Here is a 21,203-nt window from a genome sequence, read left to right as displayed (position 1 = left end):
ACTCTTTACGGATAATCGACGTTTACTCCCAGGATCTGTTTTTTTCCGGCAGAAACATCCCTTGCTATTTCGGCACAGCCGATTGCAGCGTGCCACTTCCCGAGGCTCAGGCACTCCTGATCCAGATGAGTGCAGATCTTTTTCTGCACATACTCTACTTCTCCGACCGAGCCTGCAAGAAAGACCGTGCCGGTAGTTCCATAATCTTTCATGAGGAGTTGCATGGAAGCGATTTCCATGGCTGCAAAAAGGGCTATCGTATCAAGGGCAAGCAGGGCAGGCTTTTCTCCTTTCCCGGCTGCCTTGAGCAGTTCTTCCCTGTCTTTATACGGAGTCATCTTCAGGGTCCCTGCTTCTATAAAAGCCTGGTTTGCGGTCTGGAGCCTGTCGTCAACGTTTCTGATCGCCTGCAGGTCAAGAGGTCCGTGGTGAACTCCCGGAGCGAAGATACAGGCGTCAATTGCCCCAATTACCTTTCCTGCAACAACTGCCAGGGTTACGGTATTAGAACTGATATCGGAAACTACGAAGTCTTCATAGCCTAGACAGAGGATGTGGTATGCAATCCCCAGCTTTTCCGGGCTTGTGAGATGGGAAAAGACCTTCATTCTCGGGTCAACTCTACTCCCTGAATGAAGACCGGGAATTGCTATCGCCGGAATTTCGGAGTTCCGGACTGCATCAAATACCCTTGTGCCTCCACCTGTCTTTTTTCCTGCGCCTTCTATACTCTGGAGCCCTCTGCCTTCAAGTTTCCTTACATCCTTTATTGCAGAAAAGCCATCTCCCATGGAGTAGGTCAGAGCAACCAGGTCGATATCTCCAATCCTGATCCCAAACTCTCTTTCAATGGCTGCCAGAATTTCTTTTTCTGACATTGCAGCCGCTTCAGCTCTTCCGAGTTCAAAGGTCAGGACCTTTTCATCCTCAATAAGTGCAAAACGCATTGCAGTTGTCCCGTGGTCAACCCCTATGAATGTCAAACAGTCACCTCTCCTTCAACGCCTCAGAGGGCATTTTTTAAGATCTCATTTAATTCGTTCATGATTCTGTCCCCCTCCTCAGCTGTACCGACCGTTGTCACCAGCCTTATTTCCTGAAAACTTCTGCCTTCAGATAACAGTAGCCTCAGGTTCCCTCTGGCATCAGCTCGCAGGACTTTTCCGGCAAGCTTCCCACCTGCGACACCTTTTACGGAAATTACGGACGGAATTACTTTTTTTATTTCTGGGTGCTGGCTTACAAGCTTTATCAGTTTTTTTCCACTTCTCCCTCCAATAACGGTAGTATGAGTTCCACCAAGTTTGTTCTTTGAAGGGTTTTGAGCGTTTTCCTGTAAGCTATCTTTATTCTCTGTCATTTTAGTCAAACCGCTGACCTTGCTTTTTTCAGCCTTATTCCTGTTTACGTCATATAGCCAGACTGCCTTTTTCTTCTTCTCAGAAAAGTCCTTTTCTGTTTGTTCTTTTTATATTTATAATGTGTATCTATTTACTCAGTGGAGAAGTAAACAATTTCCAGCAAATACTTCAGGCTAGCTGTGTCTCCTGGCTATAAAATTTTATGTAAAATGATTGCCATTCACGCAAGAGCCTGTAAAAAGAGAGTTTCCAGATTGCTCAGACATATAATATGCTTGGCTCTGGATTATCATAATATGTCTGGCTCTGGATTATTTTTCTGGTTTTTTCCTTGAGCGCTTTCCCGAAAAATCGGGGTTCAATCAAAATCAGATCTTTTCAAGTTCCTTCATGCCGATTAGCTTTATGCTGTTTTCTTCCAGCGTTTTTATCGCCCTGTCAATTTCATTTACCCGGACTATGAGAAGGGCTTTTTGGTCTCGGGTAACAAAAGCATAGGCATAATCAAGGTTGATATTCGCTGCTCCGAAAACTTCCGCAATCCGGGACATGCTGCCTGGGACATCTTCCATTTCAATTCCCAGAACACTGGTTTCTGAAACTGTGAATCCGGCCTCATGGAGTACACTGTGCGCATAGTCTGACCTGTCAACAACCATTCGGATGATTCCGAAGTCTCCTGACTCGGCAATGGTAAACGCCCTGATATTTATGCCGGCGCTTTTCAATTTATTTGCCACGCTTGCAAGTCTGCCAGGTTTGTTTTCCGCAAAAAGGGAAATTTGTTTTATAATTTTGTCTTCCATTCAAGCACCCATGTCCTTTTATCCCATATTTCCTTATCTTTTATCTTTTCCTTTTACGAATTAAATAATATCGAATTGAGTGAGATACTTACTTTTTCTTCTTCCCTGTTTTTTCAGTTCCTTCTTTTAACCTCTTTTTTCCTCTCTCAATATTTTTTCCTCAGTGTATAATATAAGTTTCTGTGTAGTATTTTAAGTTTACATGTTTATTGTTTTTCCAGCATAAAGGCCCTTTCCGAATTCCGTTCGAGCTTATAAGAGGAGCTTAAAAGAGGAACAGAAATCAGGAATCTCCGGAGGGAAGCGGTATTCTACAGTTTTTTCCGGGCATTCCCTTTCTTTTTCTTAAATTTCTAATTTCTTGCTTTAATCTTCAACTTTCAAACTAAGAAAACTTCAGATCTTCCGCTTATCGATGACTTTCTTTGATTTCCCTTCCGAACGCGGAAGAGAGCCGTGTTCCACAAGCTCGACTTCTACTGCAAGGTTCAGCACGCTCTTTAATGCGCTTGCAACCTTCTTTTTGAGGGCCATCATGTCCGACATCCGGTCACTGAATGCAGACTCATGCATTTCGATCTGGACCTTCATTGAGTCGAGAGGCCCTATCCTGTCCACGATAATCATGAAGTGGTTCCCGACTTCCGGGATATTCATCAATACCGATTCGACCTGCCCGGGGAAGACATTTATTCCGCGCACGATGATCATATCGTCCGAGCGCCCGCTGATCCGCGTGATCCTCGGATGGGTTCTGCCGCATTTGCAGGGCTCCGATAGTTTTTTGGTAAGGTCCTTGATCTTGTAGCGGATAAGGGGATTTGCTTCTTTTGCAAGGGTGGTGATTACGAGTTCCCCTGTTTCCCCGTCAGGCATAGGCTCTCCGGTTTCGGGGTCCAGAATCTCAACCAGGAACAGGTCTCCCCATATGTGGATGCCGCACTGTTCACCACATTCTGTAAAAAGGGGGCCGCTGAGTTCCGAGGTCCCATAGATATCATAGGCTTTAATCCCGGATTCGTCTTCTATTCTCTTCTTGAGTTCCTCAGACCAGGGCTCAGCCCCGAAAAATCCTTTCTTTAATTTTGTGTCGTCCCTGATACTGATACCTTCTTTCCTCGCAGTTTCAATCATGTATAAGAAGTATGAGGGGGTGCAAGCGATGGCTGTCGTACCAAGGTCTTTCATGAGTTCAAGCTGGCGTTCGGTGTTTCCCGAACTTGTGGGGAGTACGGTTGCTCCCAGTTTTTCACTTCCATAGTGAGCTCCTAGCCCGCCTGTAAAGAGTCCGTACCCGTAGCTTACCTGGAGGATATCGTCTTTTCCCATCCCGACGGAGGTGAAAGCCCTGGAAAGAGATTCCGCCCAGTCGTCAATGTCCTTGTGGGTGTACCCGACCACTGTCGGTTTACCCGTGGTACCCGAAGAAGCGTGGAAGCGGGCGAGCTTTGAGTTGGGGACGCAAAACATTCCGGTAGGGTAGGTGTCTCTGAGATCCTGCTTATATGTAAAAGGCAACTTCCTGATGTCTTCAAGAGTCTGGATGTCTTCCGGGCGAACGCCGTGTTCGTCAAACCTTTTTCTATAAAAAGGAGAGTTCTCATACACATAATGTACGAGTTTCTTCAATTTTTCTTCCTGCAACTTTTTCAAGTCATCTACAGGCATTGTCTCGATTTCAGGATCCCAGTATTCTGGCATTTTTTCACACTCTTTGTTCTTTATATTGAGACCTTTTAGTTTCAGGCCGCGTCTCTTTCGACCTTCTTTTGTGTATATTTTTCATTTCATGTCCCTTTAAGGTCATGCTGTAATAGTGATGTATTATTTTATACATCTCTCATTTTATACAGGTTTTTCGTACCGGAAGATTGAGGTAATTACGGGAGGATACGAACTTCCGGTAGATTCGGTAATGTGAAGGTTAGTTGGATTCTCATATAAATAATCGTTGTTGTTATTGAATATTAGAAAAGATCTTTTTCAAATTAAGTTGAGAAAATAATTGTAACTATTCATCTATACCTTCGTAAAAGCAATTTTTCCTCGTTTCGAGGAAAAATTGGATATAAATTGAATACTATTTCATTTCGTTATCATGCTTACACGTGAAGAGATCCTTGAAATTTATGAAGCTGGTCCTGAAGCAGTTATTGCTGTAATCCAGAGACTTGAGTATATCATAGAGAAACAAGCTTCTCAGATTGCTGAACTTGAAGAACGTGTAAGAATTTTAGAGGCTCGTTTGAATCAAAACAGCCAAAATAGCAGTAAACCTCCTTCTACTGATGTTTTTTGTAACGAAAAACCAAAACCTAAGAGTCTCCGTAAGAGTAGCGGCAAAAAAGCCGGTGGTCAAAAAGGTCATCCTGGAAAAACTCTTAAACTGGTTGAAAACCCTGATTAGATAAAATACCATTCGCCGGAATACTGCGATCATTGTGGTCATCATCTTGAAGATACTGAAGTTCAGGACTATGAACGTAGGCAAGAAGCTGAAATTCCTCCTGCCCAAATCATATTTACTGAACATCGTTGTGAAATCAAGAAGTGTCCTCACTGCGGGAAAGTTAACAAAGGTTCTTTTCCAGAGTCTATAAAATTCCCTATTCAATATGGTCCTCGTCTTTTAGCCTCAATTCTGTATTTGAGGAACTATCAATTTATTCCATATGAAAGGATTTGTGATTTGGTAGAGGACTTCTACGGCGTACGTATCAGCCCTGCTACCATAAAAAGGGCGGAAATAGAATGTTTTCAGAACCTGCAACCTTTTGAAGAAGCTGCTATGAAACATCTATTAGCGTCTCATACTGCTCATTGTGATGAGACAGGGATGAGAGTTTTAGGGACGAAATGGTGGCTTCATGTTGTCTCAAACAATTTATGGACCTACTATTTCCCACATCCAAAAAGAGGGACAGAAGCAATGGATGCTCTGGGATTTCTTCCGCAATACAATGGGGTAGCAGTTCATGATGGATTTGCTTCATATAACAAGTATGAATGTGAACATGCTCTGTGCAACGCTCATCTTAAACGGGAACTTACCGGGATTGAAGAGAATTTTGAGCAGCAATGGGCTAAAGAGATAAATGAACTACTCAGTGAGATGAAAAAGTATACTGATGAATGTAGGGAGATGGAAATTCCAATAGATCCAGAAAAAGTAAGGGAACTCGAGGGAATATACGATGCAATAATGCAGGGAGGAATTGAAGAAAATCCACCGCCTGATCCCTTAAAAGAACAGGTGAAAAAGAGAGGAAGAAAAGCACAAACAAAAGCAAAGAATCTCCTTGATAGGTTCATACTACACAAGGAACAGATTCTGCGATTCCTCAATAACCTGAGAGTTTCGTTTGACAACAATCAAGCGGAAAGAGATATCAGGATGATGAAGCTACAACAGAAAATATCAGGAACTTTCAGAAGTATAGAAGGAGCGGTAGCTTTCTGCAGAATTAGGGCTTACATATCATCAATTAAAAAGAATGAACTCAATGTCATGGATGCTATTCTAGCGGCGCTCAATGGAGCGCCGCTATTAGCCTGAGAATTACGGCATTGCTCAAAAAACATACTTTTTTATCGGTGGCTGAATAGTTACAAATAATTGGGAAAATATGCCTACTTGGAAAGATGTTCCAGTTGGAAAATTACACTGAATTTGAAAAACACTTGGCTGAAAAAATACACCGAAAAATATTATACCATACAGGAAAGGAGAAATATACAGTTTAATTATAGTTGTTCTAATAGTTTAGCTGTTCTAAAAGTTTTGTTCTAAACCGCTTCTTACTATTCATCTTACTATTCTATTCTTCTTCATTGAATTCGATTTCATCCTCGGAAATCTCTGTTGAGGTTGTTCCAAGGGAGTTTTCAAGGATTTTCTTTGTCATCTCCCTACATTTATGCAGTACTTCTTCCATGTTGGCAATTACATCTATTCCCGCAGCACCCGAATGTCCGCCTCCGGTGCCGTTATATTCGTTACTGATATCTTCCATCAGCTGGCCGAGGTTAACTCCGGCATTTACGGCATCGCGTTTCGCCCTTGCACTCACCCTGACACTTTCTCCTTTGGTAGTGGCAACAAAAGCCACATCAGCTCCGATGTTGATCAGCATGGAAGAAGCAGAGCCTCCGAAAGAACTTACATGAGAAGAGGCTATAAGCATGTCTCCTACTCTATCGAGTTCAACCCTGCTTGCTGCTTTCAGAATAGCGATGCGCATAGAGATGTCCTGGGGGGTGGCAGCCATGAGGTCCAGTACTTCTCCGTATTCAACGCCACTGGCTTCAATTATTTTTGCCACTGTTCGGAAGGTGTCGACAGATGCATGCTTGAAATGCCCGGTATCGGTTACGATTCCTGTGAGCATGCCGATTCCCACCCTGCGGTTAATCGGAGCTCCCATTGCTTTTAAAATATCATAGACTATCTCTACAGTTGAGGTTGTGTTCCTGTGCAGGTAAAATTCTGCGTTCTCGGTGAGGGCGGTGGTCGTATGGTGGTCGATTACGCAGTAACTGGTAAGCTCGATGTCGTTTAGTTGCGCCTTTGTAGAGGTGTCAACAACAACAACAAAACCATAATTTGAAGGGTCTGGCTTATCCACTACCTCTATTCCGAGCCTGTCGATCAGGACGGATGCCACACGGTTGCAGCCGTCTACAAGTCCGACCGTACCTCCGAGTGCCTCAGCAAGGGCAAATGCACTGCTAACAGCATCCGGATCTGCATTCCTATGACACAAATACAAAATGTTTCGATAGTCAAGGAGCCGGTTGAAAAACTCCACTTCATCAACTTGCATTGTTCACTCTGGCTACCGTTTTTTATAGGTATCGAAAATCCCGGAGCTCCGGGATTTCGGCACAATCTCCGTTATAACTATATTATGTCCTGTATTCTATCAATGCAAAAGAAAAATAAAAAGTTATTGTGCTTTGGGGCCAAGTGCCTGCTGGATCTGCTCCTGAAGTTGTTTGAAGCGGGTAGTGAGCCTTTCTTCCTGTCTGGAAATAGACTGAAGTCTGAGTGAGAGTGTTTCTTCTCTATCTTTAAGTTTTGAAACGGACTCCTCTTTGCTCGTTTTTATTACCAGTTCTCCGACATTCCGGTAGACCACCGCATCGTCAGCCAGTTTTTCTAATTCTTCGAGAGCCATTTTGGACTCTTTCTGCATAGCTTCAATCTGAGATTTCTGCATAGCAAGAGCCTGAACCTGCTGTTGTACCTGCTGAAGCTGTGCTATCTGGTTCTGGATTTGAGGAGGTAATTCTGAAGTCATATAATTTTCACCTGAGTCCTCAATAAACCTGAAGGGATTTTAATGTTTCTGTCCTTACAGCTTTCGAAAATAATCCTCACCGCCAGAAAAAGGCTTAAAAGCCCCTGCCAAAAACTTAAACAACAAGTTCAACTTAAATAAGGGCATTCAAACAATCAAATTAATATAAAAAAGATAGGAAAGGCATATTACGGGTATGTGTTCATTATTGGTTGAGCATGTTTGATTTTCTATATATGTATTAAAACCATTGACTAAAGAGCCTTAGAAGTCTTTCAATAAAAGATATCATAAATGGACATTTATAATATGTCCTATTTAACAGATATATTCGCAAATAAACTGGATGAACTCCAAACTTAACAGGCAGCCACGAGAATTATTGCGTTCATTCAGACTTATACTCAGATTAACCAGTGTTCAGAGTAACTACGATTCAGATTAAATCAGGATTCAGGAGATTTTCTTATATGGCAGAAGATATGGAAAAAAGCGCAAACCTCGAAGAAATAAAATCCCTTCTCGAAGTGTTCACAAACGCCCATGGGATTTCCGGCTCTGAAGATGAAGTCCGGAAACTTCTTGAACAGGAGCTCAAGCCATATGTTGACAGTATGAGGAAAGACACCATGGGGAACCTTATTGCTATTAAAGAGGGAAAAGGACCCTCTGTAATGCTGGCCGCCCATATGGATGAAATCGGGCTGATGGTCAGGTATATTGATGAGAACGGGTTCCTGCGCTTTGTCGGGATAGGAGGCTGGTTTAGCCAGACTCTTCTGAACCAGAGAGTCATCGTACACGGCAAAAAGGGCTCTATTTACGGAGTTATAGGTTCAAAACCTCCCCATGTGATGAAAGACGAGGATAGAAAAAAGCCCGTGAAACTTGAGGATATGTTTATTGATATAGGGGCAAAGGATAGAGAGGACGCAGAGAACCTGGGAATCGAGATAGGCACTACGGTTTCAATCGACCAGGAATTCATGCCCCTGGCAAACGGGAAGGTTACATCCAAGGCTTTTGACAATCGCGCAGGAGTTGTAATTCTCCTTGAGGTCATGAAACGGCTTCACGAACGCAAAATAGAAGCAAATGTCTATGCCGTGGGCACGGTTCAGGAAGAAGTGGGACTTAAAGGAGCAAAAACCTGTGCTTTCGGGCTCTGTCCGGATGTAGCCCTTGCCCTTGACACCACCATTCCGGGAGACCATCCTGGTATCAGCAAGACGGATTCTGCCCTGGAGCTGGGAAAAGGGCCTGCAATAACTGTAGCAGACGCATCTGGAAGAGGACTCATAGCCCATCCCCAGGTTCTCAAATGGCTCCGGGAAACCGCGGATGCAAACGAGATCCCGTATCAGCTGGGTGTAGGTTCCGGCGGCACTACCGATGCTACGTCAATCCATCTTACAAAGGAAGGTATTCCTACAGGTACGGTCAGTATAGCAACCCGCTATATCCACTCCCCGGTAGAAGTTCTGGATATGGCAGATATAGAAGCGTGCGTGTCTCTGATTGTAAAGTCAATAGAAAATGTAAAAACATACTTCTAAGGCTCTCAGTTTCTCTAGATTTGCTCGTTCAAGCGGACTATTTTCCGAGTTGAAGTGTTTGCACCAAAACAGCACCAGTAGAGTTGCATTACCAGAACTGGCGCTGTGAAGCATTCTTTTCGTACTCAATGTTTTGCAGGATAAGTTCCTGATTACAATTTTTTTTGTGTTCTTCATATTATTTTTAACTTTTTTTCATCCAACAGATTAAAAAAACTGGAAGAATAAAAGACTCCTGCTCAAATTCCGGTTAATAATTAAAATTAAGGCATTGGTAGTTAATTATAGTTATATATTATGAAAACCTATATTTCTGCATGAACTGCCCAAGATGCAAAAGTTCCAATCACACAAAAAACGGTATAGTTTGTGGACGTCAACGCTACAAATGCCACGATTGTGGATATAACTATTCAGTAGAGACAAAATCAACTGCTAGCCCCACTGTTGTTAAGAGACAGGCTTTGCAACTTTATCTTGAAGGATTAGGCTTCCGCTCAATAGGACGATTTTTAGGGGTAAGTCATGTTTCTGTCCAAAAATGGATAAAGAACTTTGGTCAGGAGATAGAGGAGCTAAAAAGCGAAAATGAGCTATCTATTGTTGAACTGGATGAGATGCACACTTACATCGGTAACAAAAAAATATTGCTGGATCTGGATTGCTGTTGATAGAGTTGGGAAAAAGTTCATCAACTGCTCTTTTGGTAGCAGAGGAACGAAAACTGGACAACTACTCTGGGAAAAATTAAAGAAGAAAGAGATTGGAGAGGTGATGACTGATCACTGGAGGGCATATGCAGAGTTTATTCCTGAAAATATTCATACTCAATCCAAAGCAGAAACGTATACAGTTGAAGGATATAACGGCATATTAAGGCACTTTCTGGCAAGGTTGAGACGAAAGACAAAGTGTTATACGAAGAGTCTTGAAATGCTAAAGTACTCTGTTCTTCTATTGATGAAACACAGAAATAAAGAGTTATCTATATTTAGTTAACAATACCAAAATTAAAAATTACTGGTGTCACATCAACCATCAAAGATGTAATAATTCTCAGCAGCTTCAATTGGTTTTAGAAGACATTTTGCTGTTGACACAGCACAAGGTTTTGTAGTTGGTTATTGTTTGTGATAAGATTTTTTGGTCAAAGCCTTTAGATCTCTAATATTGATTTTGATTAAAGGTCGGATTCTTTTTGCGAATTAAGAATCGCAATAAATATATGTAAAGATCACTATATTCTGAAAATACGTGGAAATGAATTAATATATATACGCCTGCTCATGTGTCAAAATTAAGATCATACCAAACGAGTCGAAGATTTTCGTTTGTTAATCTGGATTGGTAAATAAAAAAAGAAACATTAATGTGTAAAAATACAATTGGGGAATATATTTTAAGACATCTCTACGGATGTGGGGATAATAATTGAATCTGGGGGGCCTTTATATTATTTGCAGGAGGGTAAAAATCGAAGATAAAGAAGAATGGAATAATGTTGTTAAAGAAAGTCCTAACGGGACTTTTTATCATACTTGGGAATGGAACGATGTTATAGAAAAAGGGTTAAACTCCGAATCTTTATCAGTAGTAGTAGAAGACGAGGAAGAAAATAAATTAACCGGGATCTTTCCATTTTTTGTCAGAAATCTTTTTGAAGATTACAGGGTTAATAAATATTTTCCAAGTATTTCAAATAATTTTCAAATAGGTTGTTCTCCTCATCATAAGTTATATAGTTTTGGAGGTCCCTGTGTCCTTCCCAGTGTTACCAATAATGAAGAGATTTATAAGTTGATGTTCGATTTTATTGATTCATATAGCAAAAACAAAAAAAGCATTACTGATCATTTGATATATCCTTATCATAGTTGTCTGGATTCGGCACTAATTCAAAACGGATATACCAAGACAGGAATCAAAAAAACTGCTATAATAAATATAGATAAGGATCTCACTGAAATATGCAAAGGGTTCAAAAAACAATTCAGTAGAGATATAAAAAAAGCTTCAAAAAAAGGGATAATTATATACGAAAGTCAGAACTATGAGGAAGATATAAACCTTTACTATAATCAATTCCAGAAACTATTAATTGACAGAGTTATTGAAAGAACTGGGAATTGTTATTGGAGAGTATCATACGCCTTGGTGCCATATTCGTATTTTGAAAAACTCCGTGACATCCTTTTTCCGAAAAAAATGGCAAGATTATTCTTTGCAGAATACAATGGAGTAAAAGTTGGAGCATTAATAAACTTTTACTATAAGGATACGATATATCTGGGTCACACCACGGTATTGAGAGGCGAATACAACGGTCTCAACGTTTCTAAGCTCTTAATCTGGCATATCATAGTGGATGGAAAGAAAAACGGCTTCAAAAATCTTGACGTATCAGGCCTTCACCCGAATGAATTACATGGTCAATATCAGTTTAAAATGGGATTTAACGGTCAGGTCAAAGAAATAGGAATGTACAATAAATCGTACAGATATAATGAGATTAAACATGCAAAAACAATTGTTTATAAACATGCAAAAGCAATTATTATTGAACTTAGAAAACTAAAGTAATCATTTTTTCAAATCTTGTCCTTTGATCTCAACACGAAAATAGTAGGTGTCAATCCAAAACAGAGGACTGCCCTGTTATCAGCTTTTATAGCTTAAACGCCTCGCTCAGATCTGTAAGTGCTTCTCCCGGCATCTCAATACCTTCATGTGAGTCTCTCGTTTTCGATCTTCAAGAGAGTCGCTTCTAAAGTAGCTTCTTATTATTCCAATGGGATCACAACAGGATTCAACGCCCTTTTTTAGATTTCAGTAAATGAAATTCTAATTACATGTTTGGCCTGGTCCGAAATCGTTTTTTCGAGTGGTAAGCTTTTAAAATAAATATATTGTTAACTGGAAACTTTAAGGTCTGACTTATATGTGCATGTAAAAAAGAGGGTTTATAGATTATAAGGTTTGGTTCGTTTTTAGGGACTTACAAAGTACAGATGTCTCCGATCCGGAGAGTACATATCCAGCTCTATCTTTATCCGCTGGACCAGGTCACAGCAGCATGAGGTTGCAATCCCGTAATATTTTTTCAGGATCCTGCATAGCTCACGTGTCGTGATGCCGTCGTGGAGATATTCGCGAATGGTGCAGAGAACGTCTCGTACAAAGTCTTCAGCTGCTACAGATTCTCTTACTTCGATGTTTTCCATCGCATATTTGGCGGCACTGTCCGGATCCTGGGACGAGGTTTCCAGAAGAAGCGCGATTTGGTGGAACGCAGGGTTTCTACATACAGGGCAGATTGTTTTCACGTACATTTGTATCAGACCAGATATCTTTGCCCGGAGGAGGGGCAATAAAAATTTGGAAGAAAATTATTTAAAAAATTCTATTATAGTTTATATAGCTGTATGTAGGAAAAATAGTAAGTTAATTAATAGTAAACATTATACTGCTAAACAGTTTTCTCAAAAACATTTAGTTTTTGCTGATATTGAATCGTGCCTCAAAGTCCCTTCTCTGTTCTTCAGTCATCCAACCGTTTTCTTTTTTCGTTTGAGTAGTGCCTGTTGTTCCGACAGCTGTTTTTTCCCTGGGTGCTTCGAGTTTTATACCCAGTATTTCTTTTTTCTTCAATTCGAATTCTTCTTGAGTAATTATACCATCGTCACACAGTTGTTTATATTTTCTTATTGTGTCTGCCCCATCGGTTTGAACTGCGACGGTAATTGGCTGTGAAAAACTTGTCATTCTATTCTCGATCTCTAATTTCATTCTCTTGGCAAGTTCATTATCCTTCTTAGCAAACATTACAGTGTTTTCATCGTTAACAGCGCCATCTTTACCCAGTAGGCCGCGCCTACTTTCAACGCCTCCGGACAAAGTAAACTGTATGTAGCCATTGATCAGGCCCCCTTCCTTTAACTCTATTCCTGCAATTTGTTTTATATAAATCGTTTTGTCTCCTTTAAAGAATCCCTGTGTTAATTTCGAACGAATGCCCTTCCTTTTGATAATTATTTTATCTCCGTAAAGTTCAAGTTGACCGTTTACACCTTTCAGTTCCATCAATATCTCTGTCATATTTTTCAACCCATGTCCACTAATAGAGAACTCACTCAAGCGTTTTAGTGTGAATTCTATAAAATTAATCAGGGGTTACTTAAAAATTTCACAAGGAGTATCTATATCGCTATAGTGACTATATGTAAATATTTCAGCAAATCTATGTATATTCAGGCTTTCCTTAAGATCTCTATTTTGAGTGATAAAATAAAATATAACCCCTTACTGTGGAGGAAAGGGGGATACAAAGTATAGATGTCGGCGATCCGGGCAATACATCCCCATCTCAATTTTCAACCGGGACACCAGATCGCAACAATAAGCAGCCGCAACCCCGTAGTACTTTTTTATGACTCTACAAAGTTCCCTGATGGTGATCCCGTCACATACATGCGGCTTCAGTCCGTGAAGTACCTCACGGGCGAGCTCTTCATCCGTAACCGTGTCCGTTACGTTCACGTCCTTGAGTGATAGATTCTTTCTTGTTTCTTCAATTCTGACCTGGACATTGTGAAAATTATTGCTCCCGCAGACGGGGCATTTTGATTTTATATACACTGTTTTAAACCCTCCCTAAAGAAGAGGGTACGTGGTTTGTAAATATAAAAAATATTCAAGTTGGATGAAAGTAATAAAAATATCTTTGCAAAAATCTATTTAATCATAAAGGGTGGCGAGAGAACTGGATTTGAGATAAAAGAGTGAATAAATGGGAAGCATTAGTTTCAAGTCAAAAGTAAAATGTGTATACTTTTACTGTAAAAGGTAAAAAATGTAAAATTTACAGTAAAATAGTAAAACAGGCATCATGAGAACTTGTAAATTTTACAGTAAAATTGTAAAACGGTATCAAGAGAAAGTGTAAAATTTACAGAAAAAATAGTGAAACGGCATCAATGGAGCTTGTAAAAGAGCTATAAATCTAATTAATTTTACATTTCTTAGTAAAATTCAGTGATATGGTTCAATTACCAAGAATAATTGAGAAAAATAGACAATGATCGAAAATTCGGCTACATCTTCAATCTTTTTGAGGGAAGAATTTACTTCTGATTAAACAATTGATGCTTAATATATTTGTTGAAAGCTTTTTATAGAAAAATTCAAAAAACATACATAATATGCGTATTGTTTTGTAACTTGTGGATAAATATGATGAGGTTATCAACTGTGGACTTATGACTTTGAATTTACAGCAAATTTGCGACACTGCCTAATAAATGCTGTATTAGTAATTTTTACTATCTCTTTTTCCTTGATGTCTACAGGTAATAAAAAGAGAGGGATGTTAATTTTAACTGTCTCTTCATCCCTCCAGTTTTGAGACCAGCTTACATATTATCCGTTACGTTGTTGATGAATTTGCTCCATTTTTCATGAGGTCATTTGCTTTCTTTTTCATTTGTTAGTTGGTTTTAGTGTTACATATTATCTTGTGATTGTTTAGATTTTTTTATATATGGGATAACTATACCGATAATAGCAACTATGACTCCGATAATAGCAACTATGACTCCGATAATAGCAATTACGACTTGTAAGGGTCCCCACACAGAAGAAGGTGAAACTTCCTCAATAGCTTCATTTGTTCCAGCACCATTAGATACTATTAACGTTACATAATAGTTACCTGGCTCAGCATAAGTATGAATTGGGTTTTGTTCAGTAGATGTATTTCCATCGCCAAAGTCCCACAACCAAAAAGTAGGTTCTCCTTTACTTGTGTCGATAAAGGTGACAATCAATGAGTCATTGACCGACTCTGCACTACTAGTAAATTCTGCAACTGGTGGTTGTGCGGGTGGTTGTCCACTTTTCACTGAGATATAATTTGACTTTGTAATAGTATCCCCGCCAGCACTATTAGTAGCAGTAAACTTAACTGTGTAAATTCCTTCATCATAATAAACATGTATTGGATTTTGGTCAGTAGAAGTTGACCCATCTCCAAAGTCCCAGTACCATCCAGTTGCATTTTCCGATAGGTCTGTAAACTTCACTGGAAGAGGAGTACTACCACTAGTTTCACTACTGTCGAAATTAGCTGTCGGTGACATCGATTTAACAAATTGAAAAACGCAATGATAGAATGAGTCAACGACATAAACGTTATTCGAAGAATCTACAACAATACCTACAGGATTTTGAAATTTCCCATCACCATTTTCTGGAGAAACCCATTTTGTCACATATGAACCTGTGCTATCGAACTTCTGAATTCTCCGATTACCTGTATCTGTTACATATATAGCCCCTGAAGAATCGATAGCAATACCATGTGGAGATCGGAATTGTCCATCTTCCTGTCCAGGAGTGCCCCATTCTGTGAGATAAGTACCTGTGCCATCGAACTTCATAATGCGACTATTGCCTGAGTCGACAACATAAATATTTCCAGAAGAATCGACAGCAATACCTTCTGGGTCATTAAATTGATTTCTACTCGCACCCTTGGAACCCCATTGTGTTAGGTAATTTCCGTCTTTGTTTAGTTTCACAATTCGATTGCTACGGCTATCTGAAACATAAACATTATCCAAAGAATCTACAGCTAAATCAACAGGATAAAAACTCAAACCGTCACCAATTGTAGAAGAATCACATTGACTAATGTATACACCTGTACTGTCTAATTTCTGAACACGGTGATTGTTATAATCCGCAACGTAAATATTCCCCATAGAATCTACAGCAACTCCATTAGGAGTGTAAAATTGCCCGTTTCCACTGCCACCTGAACCCCATTTGTCAATGTAATTAAAATTTTTGTCAAATATCTCAATACGATTATTGCCAGTATCAGCAACGTAAATATTACCTGACGAATCTGTAGTAGCGTACTTTGGAGAACTAAATTGATTAGAACCAGTACCACTAGAACCAATTACTTTTACAAAATTATATGATGCAGCATGTGTGATAAATGCACTCATTATTCCAAGAAATAAGATAATCAAAAAGATTACAGAAATCTTGAGTACATTAGTGTTTTGATATTTCATCTTTTAACACCTTTCTATCATCTTTCATTTTTTCCTTTTTTTCAATAATCATTTTGTTGTAACTGCACTAATTACACGATCAAAAACGATCAAGTTGAATATATTAGCAAGTTATATTTTATAATAAGAATATATTTCATAATATAGTCAAGCATTAATTGACATTCACATTACTGTAATCTGTATAACGATAATAAATCTTTTTATTTGAATCTCATTCTATTTATCTTCAGTTAGCATATGATCTGTAACAAATGTAGTACTTTTGATGCATTTATTTGTAAACATTTTAATTAAGAACCTATCCGAAAAGTCAGTAATGCATGTAAAAAAGTCACAGAGGTCTATAATAGTAGGGCATCCTCTTCGGTTTTGTATATTGCTAATGGTAAGTTACAGTAGGTCACAACACTTTTCGGATAGGCTCTTAGTTGAATTTACCAAACGGTTAGGTTATTCTATTCTAGGGTTTATATTGGTTTTTCTGGGAATAATTTATGTTTTGTTTGGACATAGTTCACTATACACAATTATTGGCCTGATTGTTGGGCTAATTGGCTTGGCCATGATATCATACGGAAAAAGTAGGTGGGACTGAAAGTTACATTAAAGCTGACACATCTCTTGGTAGTATCTGGTGCCTTGTCTTTTCGGAGTTGTCCTGCGACCTTCATGCTTTCTTTGCTTATCCGCTCTAAAAATAAGTGCCTTTGAAGTACCTCTACTACGAAAAAACTCATCGCATTTTTTTGAAAAACATATAGTTAGTATATCTACATAGGTATAATATGGAATACTTATTTATATCAACAGTTTAACATAAATACATGTGATTGAAACCGATGAGTGAATAGGTCACGGCAGACATATAAAAAAGAAATGAAAGCAGTTGTTTTGTTGGGATTCGTCATGTTTTTTAATGAGTTTACAAAGTATACTATAAATCTATTAATAGGAATGTTTTTGTTTTTTGTAGGCGCTAGCTATATTAGCTTTGGTATAGTATACGATATGCCGTATGTAATTATAGGTATAGTTATTGCATTTTTAGGCATGGCTTTTGTATTATATGCCAAGAATGGTCGACCATAGCAATTCATTCAACAATAAAGTGATCTGTCTTAGGAACCTCGTCTTTTCGGAGTTGTTCTACGACCTGCAGGCATTCTTTATATACTCTGAAAGAAAGAAGGTTGGGCAAATTGTCAAATTATATTTATATGTTAAACTAGTATGTATTAAATATGAATAAGTTCGGGGATGCACTCATGCGGAGAATCTTCATCAGGTTTTGAATTTTTAGAATCAGAGCCTTTCAATTCTCTGGTTTTTGCAAAGCACTCCTTTGCTTATTCATAGCGGCCAGCTTCAATACTTAAAAAAGACGTGTGGGTATGGGGTGTATGGGGGGTTAAGAGTTTGTTTTGAAGCTAGCCGCCTAAATGATAGTAGTTACATCGTAATAAAATTATCTACCAAAAATATGAATAAGTAATAACAACTGATAGAAATTTGAAGATTCAGTAAGATCTCATCTATGGCGTCACAACTTCGATGGGTCCACTTCCATATGTTTTTCTCAAATGAAATAAAGCGGAAATTCCACAACGAGGAAATTTCAGTAGCAATATAAAAATATCTCTCAAAAGCTGTAACGCTTGAAACCTTAGCGTGGTATTAAAATGTAGAGTTTCTTCGTGTATTATATCTTTCGTTGATCTTTCCTTTTTTATACATACACATTAAATCATAATTCATATCAGTGTTTTTAATAGCACTCTTTGCTCCTCCAAATTAATATCTATTATATTCCGGCAAATATATCTGTAATAACATACTAACCTTTTTTGACGTTTTGTTTTATCCCGAAATTATTTCGCGCTAAATATGTCGGTTGTAATCCCTTATCTTTTGTGAAACTTAATGGAAAAAAGATACGTTGGATCATTGCTCAAAAATCGAAAGGTGAATCTACCTCGACGATAGCTGAGATCCAGGGGATCTCAGCCCGTCGAGTTCAGCAGATCTACAAAGAATACGTTGAAACTGGTCAGCTTCCTCAAGTTGGCATTAATCTTGGAAGACCAAAGAACCCCTTATCCTCCTCTGATCAGGAATTGATTGACCAAACTTACTCTGATTATAAGTTTGGAGCCTGTTACCTTGAGATTCTCATCGAAGGCAAATATAATCGTAAGATATCTCATAACAGAATCCATAACTATCTACTTAGCATGGACCTTGCCAAGGAAAACCGAAAAAAGAAACAGAGAAGAAAATGGTGTAGATACGAACGCGAACACAGCATGTCTGCTGCACACATCGATTGGCATGAGAATCCCCTGTTAGGACTTCAAGTCTGTGCCATTCTTGATGATTCATCAAGAATGATAATTGCAGGTGGAGAGTACGTTCATTGCAACACGGAGAACACCATTAAAGTGATTGATGAACTTGTTAAAGAGTACTGGGACATATACCCTTTAAGAGAGCTCATTATGGATCATGGAAGTGAATTCGGAGCTCACAGGATTAATAAGGATGGTTCATGGGATAGTGACTTTAAAAGATGCATTGAAGAACTTGGAATCAAACCAATACTTGCAAGGGTAAGACATCCTCAGACAAACGGAAAAATAGAGAAATGGTTCGATACATATCAAAGGTTTAGAGGAGAGTTTGAATCATTTGAAGAATTCGTACAGTGGTATAACAAGAGGCCTCATGGAGCTTTGAAACTTGAACAGTTAGAATCGCCACAGGAAGCATTCTGGAATAGATTACCAGTTGAGGCAAAGTTCAGAATAGGAGTGAGATTGTTTGGGTGGTGAAAACATGGACAAGAGGAAAAAAGTTTCAAAGCGAAATTATTTCAGGACAAAACACCTTTTTTGACGTTTTAATAGTTATATATATGGAGTGTTGTTAGTGGATTTCATAGATCAAATTAAAGTGTTAGCTGCTAAAATTCCGAAACTGTCTGAAAGCATAAAAACTGAAGAAGCCACAAAAAATGCCCTTGTTCTGCCTCTTTTAAACATATTGGGATACAATGTCTTTGATCCCACCGAAGTGGTTCCAGAATTTACGACTGATTTTGGTACTAAAAAGGGTGAAAAAGTTGATTATGCTATAATGCAGGAAGGGGCACCGATTATACTAATTGAATGTAAAAATATCGATGCCGATCTCGATAAGGAACACGCATCTCAATTATTCAGGTATTTTAGTGTGAGTGAAGCAAAAATTGGAATCCTCACGAATGGCATAGTATATCGTTTTTATACGGATATAGATACCCCAAATAAGATGGATGATAAATCGTTCATGGAAATAAATTTACTGGATATTAAAGAGCCTTTAATCAACGAATTAAAACGATTTAAAAAGGAGTCCTTTAATGCTGAAGATTTAACGAATGTGGCATGTGAATTAAAGTATACGAAAGAAATAAAGCTCATTCTTGCGAACGAAATAAACAACCCTTCAGAAGAATTTGTTAAGTTCTTTGCTAAGAAGGTAAAGGAAGGAGTCTTTACCCAATCGGTCCGTGAAAAGTTTACTATAATTACAAAGAATGCACTTAATCAATTTATAAATGATCGGATAAACGACAGATTGAAGTTTGCCATGACCGAAGATTCGGTTTCATCCACATCAAATACAAACGATGAAAACGAAAAAATCCCTCCATCTGTAAACGATATAATAACAACCGATGAAGAGATTGACGGGTATAATATTATCAAATCTATTCTTAGGGTGACTGTTGACCCCAAAAGAATTGCCCTAAGAGATAAGAAATCATACTGTGGCATTCTGCTGGATGATAACAATAGAAGACCAATTTGCCGTCTGTACTTCAACACAAAACAAAAGTATATTGGATTATTTGCAGAAGGCAAAAATAGTGAAGAAAAAATCCCTATCATAGACTTAAATGATATCTATAACCATGAGGACAAGTTGAAAAACACAATTAGTTATTACGAAAATGGAAATCAGTGAGGAGAATTTATATCCTCCTTAAAAAACGTTTTCATTCTAATATATACTCACGTGGATAATCTTCGTCAGATTTAGAATTAGAATTAGAGTCTTCGAGTTCCTTAGCTTTTGCGAAATATTTCTTTGCCTCTTCATATTCTCCGGCTTCAACCAACGCGATGCCTGCTTTTGTAAATGCCTCAGCTCTTTCTTTTGGAGTTCGTGGAACTTCCTCTAAGAGCTCCCTGCCTTCCTTATGCTGGATTAGGATAGAATAGAGTTCTGCCATTTTCTTTTCTTTTTCTCGCTGTTCTTCACGAACAAAAAACTGAGTAAGTGCGAAAGAAACAATGTCGCTCTGGCTAGAAAACTCTCCAGTTCCAGCGAGGTCATCAACCTGCTTCCCTAATCGTGGAGATACTGTAGTATTCAGAGCGACTTTTCGTCTTTCTATCTTTGCCATATTGCAATAGTATTGTAGATAACTATTTATACGTTTATGAGATAATAGGTATATTGCAATAGGAACATTATTATTGCGACATTGAGGAAGAACATGAAATCAAAAACCGTACTCGGAAAAGGATGCACACTGTGGAGAAACAACTCAGCCCCGTTTCCCTATGAGGTTGCGGAAAAGCTCGGGCTCAGACCTGGAGACAAATTCCAGTACGTCTATTGTGGCGATCACATAGAAGTTGAAAAATTGTAAAGGTGTAAAAAAGAATGGTTGTTAGGAAAAGTAAAATTTCGTCAAGCTTCTCATATTCAGGCTGGCTGATGGTGCACTCGAAGAAATGGTTGATAAAAAAGTATTTGCAAGTCGTTCTAACGCTGTCGAAACTTCAGTAATTTTGATGCACTTCGTTCTCCATGCAAACACAATCCTGCCAGCAGCAGCACAGATGGGGATAACTCCACTCCCAGGGGGGCTGGGCAATGACCTTCAAACCATCAGTCAAAAACTGCGAAGCGAGGGGATGCAGTGACCTGATCGAGGTAGTGCAGTATGGCCGCAGGAGAAGAGTTTGCCAGCTAACCAAACACCCCTCGGGAGAATATCGTATCCCTGGAAACTTTTCTGAATGCCCTCGTGAGAAGCAGGAGGCTTGAT

The 21,203-nt window shown here is 39.0% G+C and carries 18 protein-coding genes and 1 pseudogene; 8 read left to right on the top strand and 11 right to left on the bottom strand.

Features of this window, described 5'->3' with window-relative positions; translation table 11 throughout:
- Positions 1-5 precede the first annotated feature (5 nt).
- From MA_RS20115 to MA_RS20100, 4 genes are all read right to left on the bottom strand, one after another.
- Positions 6-983 carry a methanogenesis marker 12 protein gene (locus MA_RS20115; protein WP_011023754.1) on the bottom strand — a complete coding sequence of 326 codons (978 nt, stop codon included), beginning with the start codon at positions 981-983 and terminating at the stop codon, positions 6-8.
- 23 nt (positions 984-1,006) lie between these two features.
- Positions 1,007-1,360, bottom strand: a complete 354-nt coding sequence (locus MA_RS20110; RefSeq protein WP_048065829.1) for a DUF2103 domain-containing protein — start codon at positions 1,358-1,360, stop codon at positions 1,007-1,009.
- A 369-nt stretch (positions 1,361-1,729) separates the two neighbouring features.
- Entirely contained in the window at positions 1,730-2,167 is a 438-nt protein-coding gene (locus MA_RS20105; protein WP_011023752.1) for an ACT domain-containing protein, read from the bottom strand.
- Positions 2,168-2,563: 396 nt separating this feature from the next.
- Positions 2,564-3,868, bottom strand: a complete 1,305-nt coding sequence (locus tag MA_RS20100; protein ID WP_011023751.1) for a phenylacetate--CoA ligase family protein — start codon at positions 3,866-3,868, stop codon at positions 2,564-2,566.
- Between the two features lie 397 nt (positions 3,869-4,265).
- On the opposite strand from MA_RS20100, the pseudogene MA_RS20090 reads away from it, so the two are divergent.
- Positions 4,266-5,723, top strand: a pseudogene (locus MA_RS20090) (IS66-like element ISMac8 family transposase).
- Positions 5,724-5,985: 262 nt separating this feature from the next.
- On the opposite strand, the gene MA_RS20085 reads toward MA_RS20090, so the two are convergent.
- Positions 5,986-6,990, bottom strand: a complete 1,005-nt coding sequence (locus MA_RS20085; RefSeq protein ID WP_011023750.1) for a DHH family phosphoesterase — start codon at positions 6,988-6,990, stop codon at positions 5,986-5,988.
- A 123-nt stretch (positions 6,991-7,113) separates the two neighbouring features.
- On the bottom strand, positions 7,114-7,467 hold the full coding sequence (locus tag MA_RS20080; protein WP_011023749.1) for a prefoldin subunit beta: 354 nt from the start codon (positions 7,465-7,467) through the stop codon (positions 7,114-7,116).
- 470 nt (positions 7,468-7,937) lie between these two features.
- Here MA_RS20080 and MA_RS20075 point away from each other — a divergent pair, with 470 nt between their 5' ends.
- The 3 genes from MA_RS20075 (at position 7,938) to MA_RS20065 (ending at position 11,603) form a co-directional block, all read left to right on the top strand.
- On the top strand, positions 7,938-9,023 hold the full coding sequence (locus tag MA_RS20075) for a M42 family metallopeptidase (protein ID WP_048065828.1): 1,086 nt from the start codon (positions 7,938-7,940) through the stop codon (positions 9,021-9,023).
- 317 nt (positions 9,024-9,340) lie between these two features.
- Positions 9,341-10,022 (top strand): IS1 family transposase gene (locus tag MA_RS26020; RefSeq protein WP_085984857.1). Its coding sequence is split into 2 segments (ribosomal slippage): positions 9,341-9,661 and positions 9,663-10,022, totalling 681 coding nucleotides; the frame shifts between segments, so codons are not numbered across the junction.
- 432 nt (positions 10,023-10,454) lie between these two features.
- Positions 10,455-11,603: a lipid II:glycine glycyltransferase FemX gene (locus MA_RS20065; protein WP_011023745.1), complete on the top strand. Its 1,149-nt coding sequence runs from the start codon at positions 10,455-10,457 to the stop codon at positions 11,601-11,603.
- A 407-nt stretch (positions 11,604-12,010) separates the two neighbouring features.
- On the opposite strand, the gene MA_RS20060 is transcribed toward MA_RS20065, so the two are convergent.
- From MA_RS20060 to MA_RS24820, 4 genes are all read right to left on the bottom strand, one after another.
- Positions 12,011-12,352 (bottom strand): hypothetical protein, encoded by a 342-nt coding sequence (locus tag MA_RS20060; protein WP_048065827.1) that lies wholly within the window; start codon positions 12,350-12,352, stop codon positions 12,011-12,013.
- A gap of 160 nt (positions 12,353-12,512) precedes the next feature.
- Positions 12,513-13,118: a DUF4429 domain-containing protein gene (locus MA_RS26015; protein ID WP_083755959.1), complete on the bottom strand. Its 606-nt coding sequence runs from the start codon at positions 13,116-13,118 to the stop codon at positions 12,513-12,515.
- 204 nt (positions 13,119-13,322) lie between these two features.
- Positions 13,323-13,658 (bottom strand): hypothetical protein, encoded by a 336-nt coding sequence (locus MA_RS26010; RefSeq protein ID WP_011023742.1) that lies wholly within the window; start codon positions 13,656-13,658, stop codon positions 13,323-13,325.
- Between the two features lie 863 nt (positions 13,659-14,521).
- On the bottom strand, positions 14,522-16,102 hold the full coding sequence (locus MA_RS24820) for a PKD domain-containing protein (RefSeq protein ID WP_011023741.1): 1,581 nt from the start codon (positions 16,100-16,102) through the stop codon (positions 14,522-14,524).
- A gap of 1,913 nt (positions 16,103-18,015) precedes the next feature.
- Between MA_RS24820 and MA_RS20035 the strand changes: the two genes are divergently transcribed.
- Together MA_RS20035 and MA_RS20030 are read left to right on the top strand one after the other, a co-directional pair.
- Positions 18,016-18,933, top strand: a complete 918-nt coding sequence (locus MA_RS20035; RefSeq protein ID WP_011020628.1) for an IS481-like element ISMac4 family transposase — start codon at positions 18,016-18,018, stop codon at positions 18,931-18,933.
- A gap of 97 nt (positions 18,934-19,030) precedes the next feature.
- Complete coding sequence (locus tag MA_RS20030) at positions 19,031-20,110, top strand: type I restriction endonuclease (protein WP_048065824.1); 1,080 nt, start codon at positions 19,031-19,033, stop codon at positions 20,108-20,110.
- 31 nt (positions 20,111-20,141) lie between these two features.
- Here the strand turns inward: MA_RS20030 and MA_RS20025 are convergent, their stop codons facing one another.
- Positions 20,142-20,552, bottom strand: coding sequence for a tetratricopeptide repeat protein (locus MA_RS20025; protein WP_011023738.1), 411 nt, complete (start codon positions 20,550-20,552; stop codon positions 20,142-20,144).
- Positions 20,553-20,645: 93 nt separating this feature from the next.
- Here MA_RS20025 and MA_RS27585 point away from each other — a divergent pair, with 93 nt between their 5' ends.
- Positions 20,646-20,801: a hypothetical protein gene (locus MA_RS27585; RefSeq protein WP_157860354.1), complete on the top strand. Its 156-nt coding sequence runs from the start codon at positions 20,646-20,648 to the stop codon at positions 20,799-20,801.
- 227 nt (positions 20,802-21,028) lie between these two features.
- On the top strand, positions 21,029-21,202 hold the full coding sequence (locus tag MA_RS27995; protein WP_162013102.1) for a hypothetical protein: 174 nt from the start codon (positions 21,029-21,031) through the stop codon (positions 21,200-21,202).
- Position 21,203 lies beyond the last annotated feature (1 nt).

Source organism: Methanosarcina acetivorans C2A, assembly GCF_000007345.1.
GTDB lineage: Archaea > Halobacteriota > Methanosarcinia > Methanosarcinales > Methanosarcinaceae > Methanosarcina > Methanosarcina acetivorans.
This window is presented reverse-complemented; position numbering and strand designations above follow the sequence as displayed.